Origin of the sequence: Streptococcus sp. CCUG 71758, assembly GCF_011714815.1 — a bacterium.
In the GTDB taxonomy this organism is placed as follows: Bacteria; Bacillota; Bacilli; order Lactobacillales; family Streptococcaceae; genus Streptococcus; species Streptococcus halitosis.
In genome coordinates, this window is record NZ_RXXO01000006.1 from 1 (window position 1) to 13290 (window position 13290).

Annotated in this window: 18 protein-coding genes, 1 tRNA gene and 1 other RNA gene; 19 read left to right on the plus strand and 1 reads right to left on the minus strand. The window is 41.3% G+C overall.

Translation table 11 applies throughout. From position 1 onward, the window contains the following. Positions 1–2 precede the first annotated feature (2 nt). The 11 genes from EKB01_RS08410 (at position 3) to EKB01_RS08455 (ending at position 7601) form a co-directional block, all read left to right on the plus strand. Positions 3–76: transfer RNA gene (locus EKB01_RS08410), tRNA-Asn, on the plus strand. Positions 77–342: 266 nt separating this feature from the next. Continuing rightward, complete coding sequence (comW, locus tag EKB01_RS09330; protein ID WP_000939505.1) at positions 343–579, plus strand: sigma(X)-activator ComW; 237 nt, start codon at positions 343–345, stop codon at positions 577–579. Between the two features lie 241 nt (positions 580–820). After that, the gene (locus EKB01_RS08415) at positions 821–2107 is read left to right on the plus strand and encodes an adenylosuccinate synthase (RefSeq protein WP_045616593.1); all 1287 of its coding nucleotides are present in this window, start codon (positions 821–823) and stop codon (positions 2105–2107) included. Positions 2108–2305: 198 nt separating this feature from the next. Beyond that, complete coding sequence (tadA, locus tag EKB01_RS08420; RefSeq protein ID WP_167266565.1) at positions 2306–2773, plus strand: tRNA adenosine(34) deaminase TadA; 468 nt, start codon at positions 2306–2308, stop codon at positions 2771–2773. Between the two features lie 32 nt (positions 2774–2805). Further along, an RNA gene (ffs, locus tag EKB01_RS08425) (signal recognition particle sRNA small type) lies at positions 2806–2899 on the plus strand. Between the two features lie 59 nt (positions 2900–2958). Beyond that, the gene (locus EKB01_RS08430; protein ID WP_045593764.1) at positions 2959–3402 is read left to right on the plus strand and encodes a dUTP diphosphatase; all 444 of its coding nucleotides are present in this window, start codon (positions 2959–2961) and stop codon (positions 3400–3402) included. Position 3403: 1 nt separating this feature from the next. Then, positions 3404–3919: a histidine phosphatase family protein gene (locus tag EKB01_RS08435; RefSeq protein ID WP_208288080.1), complete on the plus strand. Its 516-nt coding sequence runs from the start codon at positions 3404–3406 to the stop codon at positions 3917–3919. A gap of 10 nt (positions 3920–3929) precedes the next feature. After that, positions 3930–5294, plus strand: coding sequence for a DNA repair protein RadA (radA, locus tag EKB01_RS08440; RefSeq protein ID WP_347877301.1), 1365 nt, complete (start codon positions 3930–3932; stop codon positions 5292–5294). 72 nt (positions 5295–5366) lie between these two features. After that, complete coding sequence (locus EKB01_RS08445; protein WP_167266571.1) at positions 5367–5861, plus strand: carbonic anhydrase; 495 nt, start codon at positions 5367–5369, stop codon at positions 5859–5861. A 214-nt stretch (positions 5862–6075) separates the two neighbouring features. Then, entirely contained in the window at positions 6076–7044 is a 969-nt protein-coding gene (locus tag EKB01_RS08450) for a ribose-phosphate diphosphokinase (RefSeq protein ID WP_000010175.1), read from the plus strand. A gap of 119 nt (positions 7045–7163) precedes the next feature. Further along, entirely contained in the window at positions 7164–7601 is a 438-nt protein-coding gene (locus tag EKB01_RS08455) for a CoA-binding protein (RefSeq protein ID WP_109290221.1), read from the plus strand. Between the two features lie 29 nt (positions 7602–7630). On the opposite strand, the gene EKB01_RS08460 is transcribed toward EKB01_RS08455, so the two are convergent. Beyond that, the gene (locus EKB01_RS08460) at positions 7631–8641 is read right to left on the minus strand and encodes a YeiH family protein (RefSeq protein WP_109290222.1); all 1011 of its coding nucleotides are present in this window, start codon (positions 8639–8641) and stop codon (positions 7631–7633) included. Positions 8642–8789: 148 nt separating this feature from the next. On the opposite strand from EKB01_RS08460, the gene EKB01_RS08465 reads away from it, so the two are divergent. From EKB01_RS08465 to EKB01_RS08500, 8 genes are all read left to right on the plus strand, one after another. Continuing rightward, the gene (locus tag EKB01_RS08465) at positions 8790–9959 is read left to right on the plus strand and encodes a pyridoxal phosphate-dependent aminotransferase (RefSeq protein WP_167266573.1); all 1170 of its coding nucleotides are present in this window, start codon (positions 8790–8792) and stop codon (positions 9957–9959) included. Next, a complete protein-coding gene (gene recO, locus EKB01_RS08470) occupies positions 9956–10726 on the plus strand; it encodes a DNA repair protein RecO (protein ID WP_096422951.1) in 771 nt (256 codons plus the stop codon). The genes EKB01_RS08465 and recO overlap by 4 nt, the downstream gene beginning before the upstream one ends. Then, positions 10723–11715 (plus strand): phosphate acyltransferase PlsX, encoded by a 993-nt coding sequence (gene plsX / locus EKB01_RS08475; protein ID WP_109290223.1) that lies wholly within the window; start codon positions 10723–10725, stop codon positions 11713–11715. Before recO ends, plsX begins: the two co-directional genes overlap by 4 nt. A gap of 5 nt (positions 11716–11720) precedes the next feature. Continuing rightward, complete coding sequence (locus EKB01_RS08480) at positions 11721–11957, plus strand: acyl carrier protein (protein WP_000136435.1); 237 nt, start codon at positions 11721–11723, stop codon at positions 11955–11957. Between the two features lie 440 nt (positions 11958–12397). Next, positions 12398–12586 carry a class IIb bacteriocin, lactobin A/cerein 7B family gene (locus EKB01_RS08485; protein WP_049501355.1) on the plus strand — a complete coding sequence of 63 codons (189 nt, stop codon included), beginning with the start codon at positions 12398–12400 and terminating at the stop codon, positions 12584–12586. Between the two features lie 17 nt (positions 12587–12603). Further along, positions 12604–12771: a bacteriocin gene (locus EKB01_RS08490; protein ID WP_000415691.1), complete on the plus strand. Its 168-nt coding sequence runs from the start codon at positions 12604–12606 to the stop codon at positions 12769–12771. 9 nt (positions 12772–12780) lie between these two features. Continuing rightward, positions 12781–12969 carry a hypothetical protein gene (locus EKB01_RS08495; RefSeq protein WP_000722238.1) on the plus strand — a complete coding sequence of 63 codons (189 nt, stop codon included), beginning with the start codon at positions 12781–12783 and terminating at the stop codon, positions 12967–12969. Positions 12970–12993: 24 nt separating this feature from the next. Then, positions 12994–13203: a hypothetical protein gene (locus EKB01_RS08500; protein ID WP_000869801.1), complete on the plus strand. Its 210-nt coding sequence runs from the start codon at positions 12994–12996 to the stop codon at positions 13201–13203. Positions 13204–13290 lie beyond the last annotated feature (87 nt).

Below are 13290 nucleotides of genomic sequence, written 5' to 3' on the forward strand. Positions count from 1 at the left end.
TATCCGCCATAGCTCAGTTGGTAGTAGCGCATGACTGTTAATCATGATGTCGTAGGTTCGAGTCCTACTGGCGGAGTACTGACAAAAAACGTTCAATTGAACGTTTTTTTATGTGACTATTAGTTCGTCTTGCTCCGTCAGGTGAAGTACATAGACGGGTAGTTATGACTTTTAAGTGAAGTAGATAGTTGAAAATCTAAGTCTTAGTTTTTGTACCTATAATTACCTCTTTATTTTATTTTTAGTTCGTTTAGCTTTAAATTCTTCTTTTATAGGATTTGAAGCTTTTTTAGTTCCTTTTTTTGTTAGACTAGTGTTAGTAATAAGAAAGGGAATTTTTATATGCTTCAGAAATTTTATGACCGAGCATTTGTTTTTTTGAAACTAGTTGAACAAGAATATGCCTCTTTAGGCCAGAGTTGTGCTGAGTGGGAATCACTTCATCTTCGTTTTTTACTATATTATTTAATCCGATTTAAAATAAAAAGTGACAGGGACTTTTCACTATATCACTTTAAAACAGCTTATCGTCTATATCTAGATGAATTCCTGCAAGGTGGTACAACTCTTATCCAATAAGAAACTCATAAATCATTTATCACGAACAATAATCAGCATTGAATTTGTGAATTTAAGGATTTTATTTAAAATTTAAGGTTAGGATTTTTATAATTTACAGAAATTCCAAATCTTTTCTAGTGTTTCTTCTTGATAAAATAGTGTTTTTTTCTTATAATAAATTGTAAGATATAATTGCAGGTGAGACTCCTGCCATGTATATGAGAAAGGAAGAGCCACACGGCTCAGACAAAGTTTTACTATGACTTCAGTTGTTGTTGTTGGTACCCAGTGGGGTGATGAAGGTAAAGGGAAAATTACAGATTTTCTTTCAGCTAATGCAGAAGTGATTGCTCGTTATCAAGGTGGTGACAATGCTGGTCACACAATTGTGATTGATGGCAAGAAATTTAAGTTACACTTGATTCCATCAGGTATTTTCTTCCCCGAAAAGATTTCTGTTATTGGGAACGGGATGGTTGTAAACCCTAAATCTCTAGTAAAAGAATTGACCTATCTTCATGATGAAGGTGTGACAACAGATAATTTACGCATTTCGGATCGTGCGCATGTCATTTTGCCATATCATATTGAATTAGACCGTCTACAAGAAGAAGCTAAGGGCGACAATAAAATTGGGACAACTATCAAGGGTATTGGTCCAGCCTATATGGATAAAGCTGCTCGTGTTGGGATTCGTATTGCTGATCTTTTGGATAAGGATATTTTCCGTGAACGTTTGGAACGCAATCTTGCGGAAAAGAATCGTCTGTTTGAAAAATTGTATGACAGTACTCCTATTTCAATTGATGATGTTTTTGAAGAGTACTATGAGTACGGCCAACAAATCAAGCAGTATGTGACAGATACGTCTGTTATCTTAAATGATGCGCTTGATAATGGCAAACGTGTGCTTTTTGAAGGTGCGCAAGGTGTTATGTTGGATATTGACCAAGGTACGTATCCATTTGTTACGTCGTCAAACCCTGTCGCTGGTGGTGTGACAATTGGGTCTGGTGTTGGTCCAAGTAAGATTGACAAGGTTGTAGGTGTATGTAAAGCCTACACAAGTCGTGTAGGAGATGGACCTTTCCCAACTGAATTATTTGATGAAGTAGGGGATCGCATTCGTGAAGTAGGTCATGAATACGGTACAACAACTGGCCGTCCACGTCGTGTGGGTTGGTTTGACTCAGTTGTGATGCGTCACAGCCGCCGTGTATCTGGGATTACCAATCTTTCATTGAACTCTATCGATGTTTTGAGTGGTTTGGATACTGTGAAAATCTGTGTGGCCTATGATCTTGATGGTCAACGTATTGATTACTATCCTGCTAGTCTTGAGCAGTTGAAACGTTGCAAGCCAATCTACGAGGAATTGCCAGGTTGGTCAGAAGACATCACTGGAGTCCGTAATTTAGAAGACCTTCCTGAGAATGCACGTAACTATGTTCGTCGTGTAAGCGAGTTGGTTGGTGTTCGTATCTCAACTTTCTCAGTAGGTCCCGGTCGTGAACAAACTAATATTTTAGAAAGTGTTTGGTCATAGGAGATTTTTAAGATTAGTTTAAGACAGGTTGGGTATACTATAGACAGTTACAAGAAGACCTCTAACTTGTTGTAGCAAAATCCTAAACTTTTCTTTTTCATAATAATCTCCCTATTAAGTCACCCCATTGGGTGGCTTTTTTTGTCTTGGGAATCATGATATAATAATAGAATCGACAAGTAGGAAAAGGAAAAATTGATGCATTATACAGTTGAAGAAAAAGAAAACTTCATGAGAGAGGCCTTGAAGGAGGCAGAAATTGCTCTAGAACACGATGAAATTCCAATTGGCTGTGTGATTGTCAAGGATGGAGAAATCATTGGTAGGGGGCATAATGCACGCGAAGAGTTGCAACGGGCGGTTATGCATGCAGAAATCATGGCTATAGAGAATGCGAATGCGAGTGAAGAGAGTTGGCGCCTACTCGATTGTACGCTTTTTGTGACCATTGAACCTTGTGTCATGTGTAGCGGGGCGATTGGGCTTGCCCGTATTCCAAACGTAGTTTATGGGGCTAAAAACCAGAAATTTGGTGCAGCTGGAAGTTTGTACGATATTTTGACAGATGAGCGTCTCAATCATCGTGTAGAGGTAGAAACGGGAATTTTGGAAGATGACTGTGCAGCGATTATGCAGGATTTTTTCCGAAATCGACGGAAAAAATAATTTCTCTTTAAAAATAGAAGGGAATGTGGTATAATAAATAGTGGAGCAACAGTTCTGCGTGAAGCGGGTCAGGGGAGGAATCCAGCAGCCCTAAGCGATGTGAATTGTGTGCTCTTTTTTCGTGCTTTTTTCGAATAAATAAGATAAAATAGCCTAGAATAAATGATTATAGAAAAGAGAAAAATATGAAAATTCGTGGTTTTGAATTGGTTTCGAGTTTTACAGATGAAAATTTATTGCCGAAACGAGAGACAGCTCATGCGGCTGGCTATGATTTAAAGGTTGCGGAACGCACTGTGATTGCGCCAGGAGAGATTGTCTTGGTTCCGACAGGTGTTAAGGCCTACATGCAGCCGACAGAAGTGCTCTATCTCTATGACCGTTCATCAAACCCTCGCAAGAAGGGCTTGGTCTTGATCAACTCTGTGGGGGTCATTGATGGGGATTATTATGGAAATCCTGGGAATGAGGGACATATCTTTGCTCAGATGAAAAATATTACTGACCAGGAAGTGGTTCTCGAAGTTGGGGAACGTGTGGTTCAGGCTGTCTTTGCGCCTTTCTTAATTGCAGACGGAGATGAGGCAGACGGGGTTCGGACAGGTGGATTTGGATCAACAGGGTACTAAGATGAAGATTATCTTTGTACGTCATGGAGAGCCAGACTACCGTGAGTTAGAGGAGTGTTCCTACACTGGCTTTGGATTAGATTTGGCTCCTTTGTCTGAGAAAGGAAGGCGACAAGCTCAGAAACTTTGCCAAAATCCTTTGCTTGGCTCAGCTGATATACTGGTGTCTTCTGCAGTGACACGAGCATTAGAAACTGCATCTTATGTGGTTCGTGCTACTGGCCTTCCTTTGAGAGTAGAACCCTTATTGCATGAATGGCAGGTCTATGAAACAGGTATAGAGAACTTCGAAAAAGCACGTACTCTGTTTTTAGAAAACAATGGGGAGTTGCTTCCTAATAGTTCTATTCAGTATGAGACAGCTGAAGAGATGAAGGCGCGTTTTTTGGAAACTATGATAAAGTACCGAGACTACCAGACAGTGCTAGTTGTCGCTCATAGAATGCTCATGCGCCAATTTGTACCAGACGAGAAGATTGATTTTTGCCAAGTAATTGAGTGTGAGGTAGAGATTTAGAAAGAGGTTTATCATCGCAAAGAAAAAAGCGACATTTGTATGTCAAAATTGTGGGTATAATTCCCCTAAGTATCTAGGACGCTGTCCAAACTGTGGAGCTTGGTCTTCTTTTGTAGAAGAGGTCGAGATTGCAGAAGTAAAGAATGCGCGTGTGTCCTTGACAGGTGAAAAAACCAAGCCTATGAAACTGGCTGAAGTAACGTCTATCAATGTCAATCGAACCAAGACCGAGATGGAGGAATTTAACCGTGTGCTTGGAGGCGGAGTGGTACCAGGAAGTCTCGTCCTTATCGGTGGGGATCCAGGAATCGGGAAATCAACTCTTCTTCTACAAGTTTCAACTCAGTTGTCTCAAGTGGGTACGGTTCTCTACGTCAGTGGGGAGGAGTCTGCCCAGCAGATTAAGCTACGAGCAGAGCGCTTGGGGGATATTGATAGCGAGTTTTATCTCTATGCAGAGACTAATATGCAGAGTGTTCGTGCAGAGGTGGAGCGCATCCAACCAGACTTTCTCATTATAGACTCCATCCAGACTATTATGTCTCCTGAGATTTCAGGGGTACAGGGGTCTGTTTCTCAGGTGCGTGAGGTGACAGCTGAACTCATGCAGTTGGCGAAGACTAATAACATTGCTATTTTTATCGTAGGGCATGTGACCAAGGAGGGCACTCTGGCTGGTCCTCGTATGTTGGAGCATATGGTGGATACGGTGCTTTACTTTGAAGGGGAGCGGCACCATACCTTTCGTATCTTGAGAGCAGTCAAAAATCGTTTTGGATCCACTAATGAGATTGGAATCTTTGAGATGCAGTCAGGTGGTTTGGTTGAGGTGCTCAATCCGAGTCAAGTTTTCCTAGAAGAGCGTTTGGATGGAGCCACTGGTTCATCAATCGTGGTAACTATGGAAGGGACGCGTCCGATTTTGGCGGAGGTTCAAGCCTTGGTGACACCGACCATGTTTGGAAATGCCAAGCGTACGACGACAGGGCTTGACTTCAATCGTGCTAGTTTGATTATGGCTGTTTTGGAAAAACGTGCAGGACTTCTCTTGCAAAATCAGGATGCCTATCTCAAATCTGCTGGTGGTGTCAAACTAGATGAGCCTGCCATTGACTTAGCCGTTGCAGTGGCTATTGCTTCGAGTTACAAGGACAAGCCTACCAATCCTCAGGAATGTTTTGTGGGTGAACTGGGCTTGACCGGAGAAATTCGGCGCGTGAATCGTATCGAACAACGCATCAATGAAGCGGCAAAACTGGGCTTTACCAAGATTTATGTACCGAAAAATTCCTTGACAGGCATTAAACCACTTCAAGAAATTCAGGTCATTGGCGTGACGACTATTCAGGAAGTTTTGAAAAAGGTCTTTGCATAATCCGTGACAAATCCTCTTAAAAATGATAAGATAGGAGAAATATTTGATTATCAAATTTTTAAGGGGGAAATCGTGTCGTATTTTGAACAGTTTATGCAAGCCAATCAGGCTTATGTTGCCCTTCATGGGAAATTAAATCTGCCACTTAAACCCAAAACCAGAGTAGCTATTGTGACCTGTATGGACTCACGTCTGCACGTTGCGCAAGCTCTAGGTTTGGCCCTTGGGGATGCTCATATCTTGCGGAATGCGGGTGGTCGAGTAACTGAGGACATGATTCGTTCACTGGTGATTTCCCAGCAACAAATGGGGACAAGAGAAATCGTGGTGCTTCACCATACAGACTGTGGAGCTCAAACCTTTCAAAATGAGTCTTTTCAAGAGCATTTGAAGCATGAACTCGGGGTTGATGTGTCGGGTCAAGACTTTTTACCATTCCAGGATGTTGAAGAGAGTGTGAGAGAGGATATGCAATTGATTCGAGAATCTCCACTGATTCCTGATGATGTGGTTATTTCAGGTGCTGTCTATGATGTGGATACAGGAAGTATGAGAGAAGTATACTAACTTTGTCTCGAAAAAATTTCATCCTAGCATAAAATCGATTGTTAAAATGTAGGATTTTTAGGTTTAATATAGCTAATATAAAATAGCATAAAACAAGGGTATAAATGTTTACTCTTGTTTTATTTTTGATTGAAAAATAAAGGAAAAAGCGCTACAATGGTAGATGGAAAATGTTGTGTAAAAAACAAGTGATACATAAATACCGGAGGAAATCATGTCTTTTTCTGATTTAAAGCTGTTTGCCCTTTCTTCAAATAGAGAATTGGCAGAGCGTGTGGCGCAAGAGATTGGGATAGAGTTGGGGAAATCGACTGTTCGCCAATTTTCAGATGGGGAGATTCAGGTCAACATCGAAGAATCAATCCGTGGAAAACACGTCTTTATCCTACAATCAACGAGCTCACCTGTAAATGATAATTTACTTGAAATTTTGATTATGGTGGACGCATTGAAGCGTGCTAGTGCAGAATCTGTCAATGTTGTTATGCCTTACTATGGTTATGCACGTCAGGATAGAAAAGCGCGCGCGCGTGAGCCAATCACTGCAAAACTCGTTGCAAACATGCTAGAAGTGGCTGGTGTGGATCGTTTGTTGACGATTGATTTGCACGCTGCACAGATTCAGGGATTCTTTGATATTCCCGTAGATCACTTGATGGGTGCTCCATTGATTGCGGACTATTTTGAACGCCGTGGCATGGTTGGCTCTGACTATGTGGTTGTCAGCCCAGACCATGGTGGGGTGACTCGTGCTCGTAAATTGGCGGAGTTTTTGAAAACTCCGATTGCGATTATTGACAAACGCCGTAGTGTAGACAAGATGAATACCAGTGAAGTGATGAACATCATTGGTAAAGTAGAAGGTAAGACTTGTATCTTGATTGACGATATGATCGATACAGCTGGAACTATTTGTCATGCAGCGGACGCTCTTGCTGAAGCAGGTGCTGTTGAAGTTTACGCAAGCTGTACGCACCCAGTTCTTTCTGGGCCAGCTATGGACAATATCCAAAAATCAGCTATTAAGAAATTGGTTGTTTTGGATACTATCTACCTACCAGAAGAGCGTTTGATTGATAAGATTGAACAAATTTCGATTGCCCATCTTCTGGGCGACGCTATTATCCGTATCCACGAAAAACGTCCTCTTTCTCCGTTATTTAGTATCGAGAAAAAAATCTAAACTTTCACTTGAAATAGATCGTTCTCCTAGCAGGCTTCTTTTCTTGCTAGGAGATTTTTATAGTCAAAATCTGCAAGCCTTTTCAAAATATGCTATACTGAGAAAAAAGGAGGATTTCTATGAGTCAAGAATTTATCAATCCAAGTGATGGTGTGATCCGTCAGTATCTGGAGACCAGTAAAACGTTAGCGGTAGTGGGCTTGTCCGATCGTGAAGAAACAACTAGCAATCGAGTGACCAAGGAAATGCAGGATCGAGGCTATAAAATCATTCCAGTTAATCCCAAGGCTGCAGGTGGGGAAATTTTGGGAGAGAAGGCTTATGCGAGTCTAGCTGAGATTCCTTTTCCTGTGGACATTGTCAATGTATACCGACGGAGCGAGTTTTTACCAGATGTGGCGCGTGATTTTCTCAAGGCTGATGCCAAGATTTTTTGGGCGCAATTAGGACTTGAAAATATAGAAGCGGAAGAAATCTTGCGTGCTGGAGGATGCGATGACATCGTGATGAATCGCTGTATCAAGAGAGAACACACACGCTTAATTCTTGAGCAATAAAAAGGTAGCCAGTAGGCTACCTTTTTGTATTATAAAGTACCAATCAATGCTTGCATGCCAAGACTGGTGAGGATGATGGCAATCCAGCAAAGTGCTCCAAGAAGAATGGATTTACCGCTGGATTTGACCATAGCTACTAGATTGGTTTTGAGACCGATAGCACTCATGGCCATAATAATGAGGAATTTGGAGAGTTGTTTGAGAGGGGTGAAGAAGCTACTAGACACACCGAGAGAGGTGAGAAGAGTCGTTAAGAGAGAGGCCAGGATGAAATAAAGGATAAAAAGTGGGAAGACCTTTTTTAGTTGGAAATCTTGGCTGTTTTTTTGTTGGCGACTTTGCCAGTAGGAGAGAAAGAGCGTAATAGGAATGATCGCTAAGGTGCGCGTGAGTTTAACAATGGTTGCAGACTCGAGGGTATTGGTCTGATAAAGACTGTCCCAAGCACTAGCTGTGGCCGTTACAGAAGAAGTATCATTGACCGCAGTTCCTGCAAAGAGAGCAAAGCCGTCATTAGATAGATGAAGCCAGGTTCCTAGAGTTGGAAAGATGAGCGCAGCCAAGATATTGAAGAAAAAGATAACGGAAATGGCTTGGGCGACTTCCTTTTCCTTAGCATGGATAACAGGCGCTGTCGCCGCAATGGCAGAACCTCCACAGATCGAAGACCCCACTCCAATCAAGGTAGCCAGTTTTGTATCCAGTGCAAAGAAGCGCTGGAAGAGGTAGGCAACAATCAAGGAAATTGAAATTGTTGATAGGATGACAGGGAGTGAAGTTTGTCCAACTGCAAAGACTTGCGAGATATTGAGACCGAAACCAAGCAAGATAACAGCATACTGGAGTAATTTTTTGGAACTAAAGGTCAAACCTGCATCTAGTTGTTTGTAGGGGGAGAGCCAGGGGTGTAGGAGCATTCCTATAAAGATTGCAAAAACGGGTGCACCCACGACGGGGAAAAGTCCTCCTAGAAACCAAGAAATGATAGAAATGAGAAGGCAGGCCAAGATGCCTGCTCCATTTTTTGATAGAAATGACATAAAAACCTCCAATCATAATCTGTTACCATTATAGACCTGTAAACAGGAAAAGTAAAATAGAAAGTGGAAAGATATTATATAATGTATTTTTGCGGTCGGGGGGCTTTTGTAGTATAATAGAGATACGTTTTGAGAGTAGGAGGTATCTATGGACTTAACTAAGCGCTTTAATAAACAATTAGATAAGATTCAAGTTTCCTTGATTCGCCAGTTTGACCAGCCTATTTCGGAGATTCCTGGGGTCCTGCGTTTGACCTTGGGAGAACCTGATTTTACAACGCCAGATCATGTTAAGGAAGCGGCTAAGCGGGCCATTGACCAGAACCAATCCTACTATACAGGGATGAGTGGTCTGTTAACATTACGTCAGGCAGCTAGTGATTTTGTAAAAGAAAAATACCAGCTAGATTACAATCCTGAAAATGAGATCTTGGTTACAATTGGGGCGACAGAGGCTTTATCGGCTACTTTGACAGCTATTTTGGAAGAGGGAGATAAGGTGCTCTTGCCAGCTCCTGCCTATCCAGGTTATGAGCCGATTGTCAATCTAGTTGGGGCAGAGGTTGTCGAGATTGATACGACTGAAAATGGTTTTGTCTTGACTCCTGAGATGTTGGAAAAGGCCATTTTGGAGCAAGGCGACAAGCTCAAGGCGGTCATTCTCAACTATCCAGCCAATCCGACAGGAATTACCTATAGTCGGGAGCAGTTGGAAGCCTTGGCGGACGTTTTACGCAAGTATGAGATTTTCGTTGTCTGTGATGAGGTTTACTCAGAATTAACCTATACAGGCGAAGCCCATGTATCTTTGGGAACTATGCTGAGAGATCAGGCTATTATTATCAATGGTTTATCTAAGTCTCATGCTATGACAGGTTGGCGTTTAGGCTTTATCTTTGCTCCTGTGGCCTTTACAGCTCAGTTAATTAAGAGTCACCAGTACTTGGTAACTGCCGCAAACACTATGGCTCAACATGCTGCGGTGGAGGCTTTGACGGCGGGTAAAAACGACGCGGAGCCTATGAAGAAGGAGTACATTCAGCGTCGTGATTATATTATCGAGAAAATGACTGCTCTTGGTTTTGAGATTATCAAACCAGACGGTGCCTTCTATATCTTTGCTAAGATTCCTGCTGGCTACAATCAAGATTCCTTTGCTTTTCTGAAGGATTTTGCTCAGAAGAAGGCTGTTGCCTTTATCCCTGGTGCCGCCTTTGGACGCTACGGAGAAGGCTATGTTCGCCTATCTTATGCAGCTAGCATGGAGACTATCAAAGAAGCCATGAAACGACTTGAGGAGTACATGAGAGAAGCATGATTCAGTCTATCACGAGTCAAGGCTTGGTGCTCTACAATCGTAATTTTCGTGAGGATGACAAGTTAGTCAAGATTTTTACCGAGCAGGCTGGCAAGCGCATGTTTTTCGTCAAACACGCTGGTCAGTCCAAACTAGCTCCGGTTATTCAGCCCTTGGTGTTGGCGCGATTTCTCTTACGAATCAATGATGATGGGCTCAGCTATATCGAGGACTACCATGAGGTGATGACCTTTCCTAAGATTAATAGTGATCTCTTTGTCATGGCTTATGCGACCTATGTTGCTGCTCTTGCAGATGCTAGTTTGCAGGATAACCAGCAGGATGCTCCCTTGTTTACTTTTTTGCAAAAGACTTTGGAGTTGATGGAAGAGGGTTTGGATTATCAGGTTTTGACCAATATTTTTGAAATTCAAATCTTGACCCGATTTGGGATTAGCCTTAATTTTAATGAGTGTGTCTTTTGCCATCGGATCGGTCAGGCTTTTGACTTTTCTTTCAAATATGGAGCCTGCCTCTGCCCAGAGCATTATCATGAAGATGAGAGACGTTGCCATCTCAATCCCAATATCCCTTATCTACTCAATCAATTTCAAGCCATTGATTTTGAGACCTTGGAGACCATTTCGCTCAAGCCCGAAATTAAGCAAGACTTGCGCAAGTTTATAGATCAAATCTACGAAGAGTATGTTGGAATTCACCTAAAATCAAAGAAATTTATTGATTCCCTAGCAGACTGGGGACAATTACTAAAAGAGGAAGACAAATGAAAAAAATTGCAGTAGATGCTATGGGGGGCGATTATGCACCTCAAGCTATCGTTGAGGGTGTCAATCAAGCCCTGGCTGACTTTTCAGATATTGAGGTTCAACTCTATGGAGACGAAAGCAAAATCAAGCAATATCTAACAGCGACAGAACGTGTCAGCATTATCCATACGGATGAGAAGATTGATTTTGATGATGAACCTACAAAAGCTATTCGTAAGAAGAAAAATGCCAGTATGGTATTAGCGGCTAAGGCAGTCAAAGAAGGAGAGGCAGACGCTGTCCTCTCGGCTGGGAATACAGGTGCCTTGTTGGCTGCAGGATTCTTCATTGTAGGTCGTATCAAGAATATCGACCGTCCTGGACTCATGTCGACCTTACCGACCATTGATGGCAAAGGCTTTGACATGCTAGACCTTGGAGCCAATGCGGAAAATACAGCCCATCATCTGCACCAATACGCTGTTTTGGGTTCCTTTTATGCGAAAAATGTTCGTGGGATTTCGAAACCACGTGTTGGTTTGCTCAACAATGGAACAGAAAGCAGCAAGGGTGATCCCCTTCGTAAGGAAACCTACGCCTTGCTAGCAGCTGATAAAAGCTTGAATTTTGTCGGAAACGTGGAAGCGCGTGATTTGATGAATGGCGTTGCGGATGTTGTTGTGGCAGATGGTTTCACGGGAAACGCTGTTCTCAAATCTATTGAAGGGACAGCCATGGGTATCATGGGCTTGCTTAAGACAGCTATCACAGGTGGTGGTCTTCGAGCGAAACTAGGTGCTCTTCTTCTCAAGGATAGCCTTAAAGGTTTGAAAAAGCAACTCAACTATTCAGATGTTGGTGGAGCGGTCTTGTTTGGTGTTAAGGCACCGGTTGTCAAGACTCATGGCTCAAGTGATGCCAAGGCTGTGTATAGTACGATTCGCCAGATTCGTACCATGCTAGAAACAGACGTAGTCGCCCAGACTGCGCGTGAATTTTCAGGAGAATAAAAAAGATGACAGAAAAAGAAATTTTTGACCGTATTGTAACCATTATCCAAGAGAGACAGGGAGAAGACTTTGCCGTAACAGAAGCCTTAAGTTTGAAAGACGATCTAGATGCGGACTCAGTGGACTTGATGGAGTTTGTCTTGACACTAGAAGATGAATTTGGTATCGAAATCACTGATGAGGAAATCGATCAACTTCAAAGTGTAGCGGATGTAGTAGCGATTATTAAAGATAAAAAATAGCCAAAAGCAACATGCAAATCATGTTGTTTTTTATTTGCAGAAAAAAGAGAAACTTTTAGTAGAAATTGCGAATAAAGAGATGAGAAAGAAAAAGGAGGAACATTTATGTATGTGATTGGTTTTTATCCGTGGTTCATTAAGTGGTTTTTAAAATAAAAATGAATGAATTGTTCATTTTCGAATTGTTTTTCGAATAGATAGGTAAGGAAAAGGGAAGGAGACTATGTGATGTATTTACCAATCTTATTGCCATGGTTGATCAAATGGTATTTAAAATAAATGAAATTTACCTGTTCATTTTAAATTACTTCTCGAATAAAAAAGTGAGAAGAAAAGGAAGGAGAGAAGGAAATGATTTCAGTAATTTACCCAATCTGGCTATTTAAGTGGCTTAGAGGTTAAAGATTAAATATTATATAGAAAAAATAAGGAGAAAAAAGATGACAAATTTTGACAACATGGAACAGAACTTTGTAGCTCTTACAGAAGAAGAGTTGACGGATGTGAATGGGGGAGCATGGCCGATTGTAGCTTGGGTGATTGCTAATCCTGTGACAGCAGCTAAAATTGCTGGTGGAATTACTGCAGCAGGAATTGCAGGTTATAATTATGTGACGGGTAGATGGTAATAGAAGGAGGAGATGATATGGAAAAATCTATTTTAAAATTTGAAACAATGACTGATACGGACTTGCAGGAAATTCAAGGGGGAGCCTTTCCCCTTCTTATCCCTGTGGCAGTTGGTTTTGTAAAAGGTTTTGTATATACAGGTGGAGCTATTTTAACAACTCGAGCACTCTTTTCAGGTAAATAGGAGTCTGCTATGAAAAAAATCTTATTAGGATTTGCTGAGGGGTATTTTGTCGTATCGATTATTCTTTATATCGCAACGTATTTGATTATGAAAAATCCGATCAATACTCTGTTTTATCCAGAAACCTATCCAATTCTGCTTGGTCTGTTTTATGTAGGATACAAGTACAAAACAAAAGAAAGTACGATTGGAAATTGATGAACCATCAGATCGGAGTTTGAGATGAAAGTTGTTCAATTACTACAAAAAGCTTGGTCAGAGTTTATTGTATTGTTTAGCTCTATAGCTTATCTAATGATTAGAATTGTGGCTGATGTAAACAAAATAAATCTACCTACGTGGTTTGAATGTTTTGATATACCTACGATTTCATTATTTTTGATGACATTTATCTCACTTTATAGAAGTAAAGAGAATATCATTTCAGAATAGTTTATTTCTGGACGTTCATTTTTTAACGGTTACTTTAAACAGGCAGAACTTTTGTTCTGCTTTTTTACATTTAAATGATAGTTTATG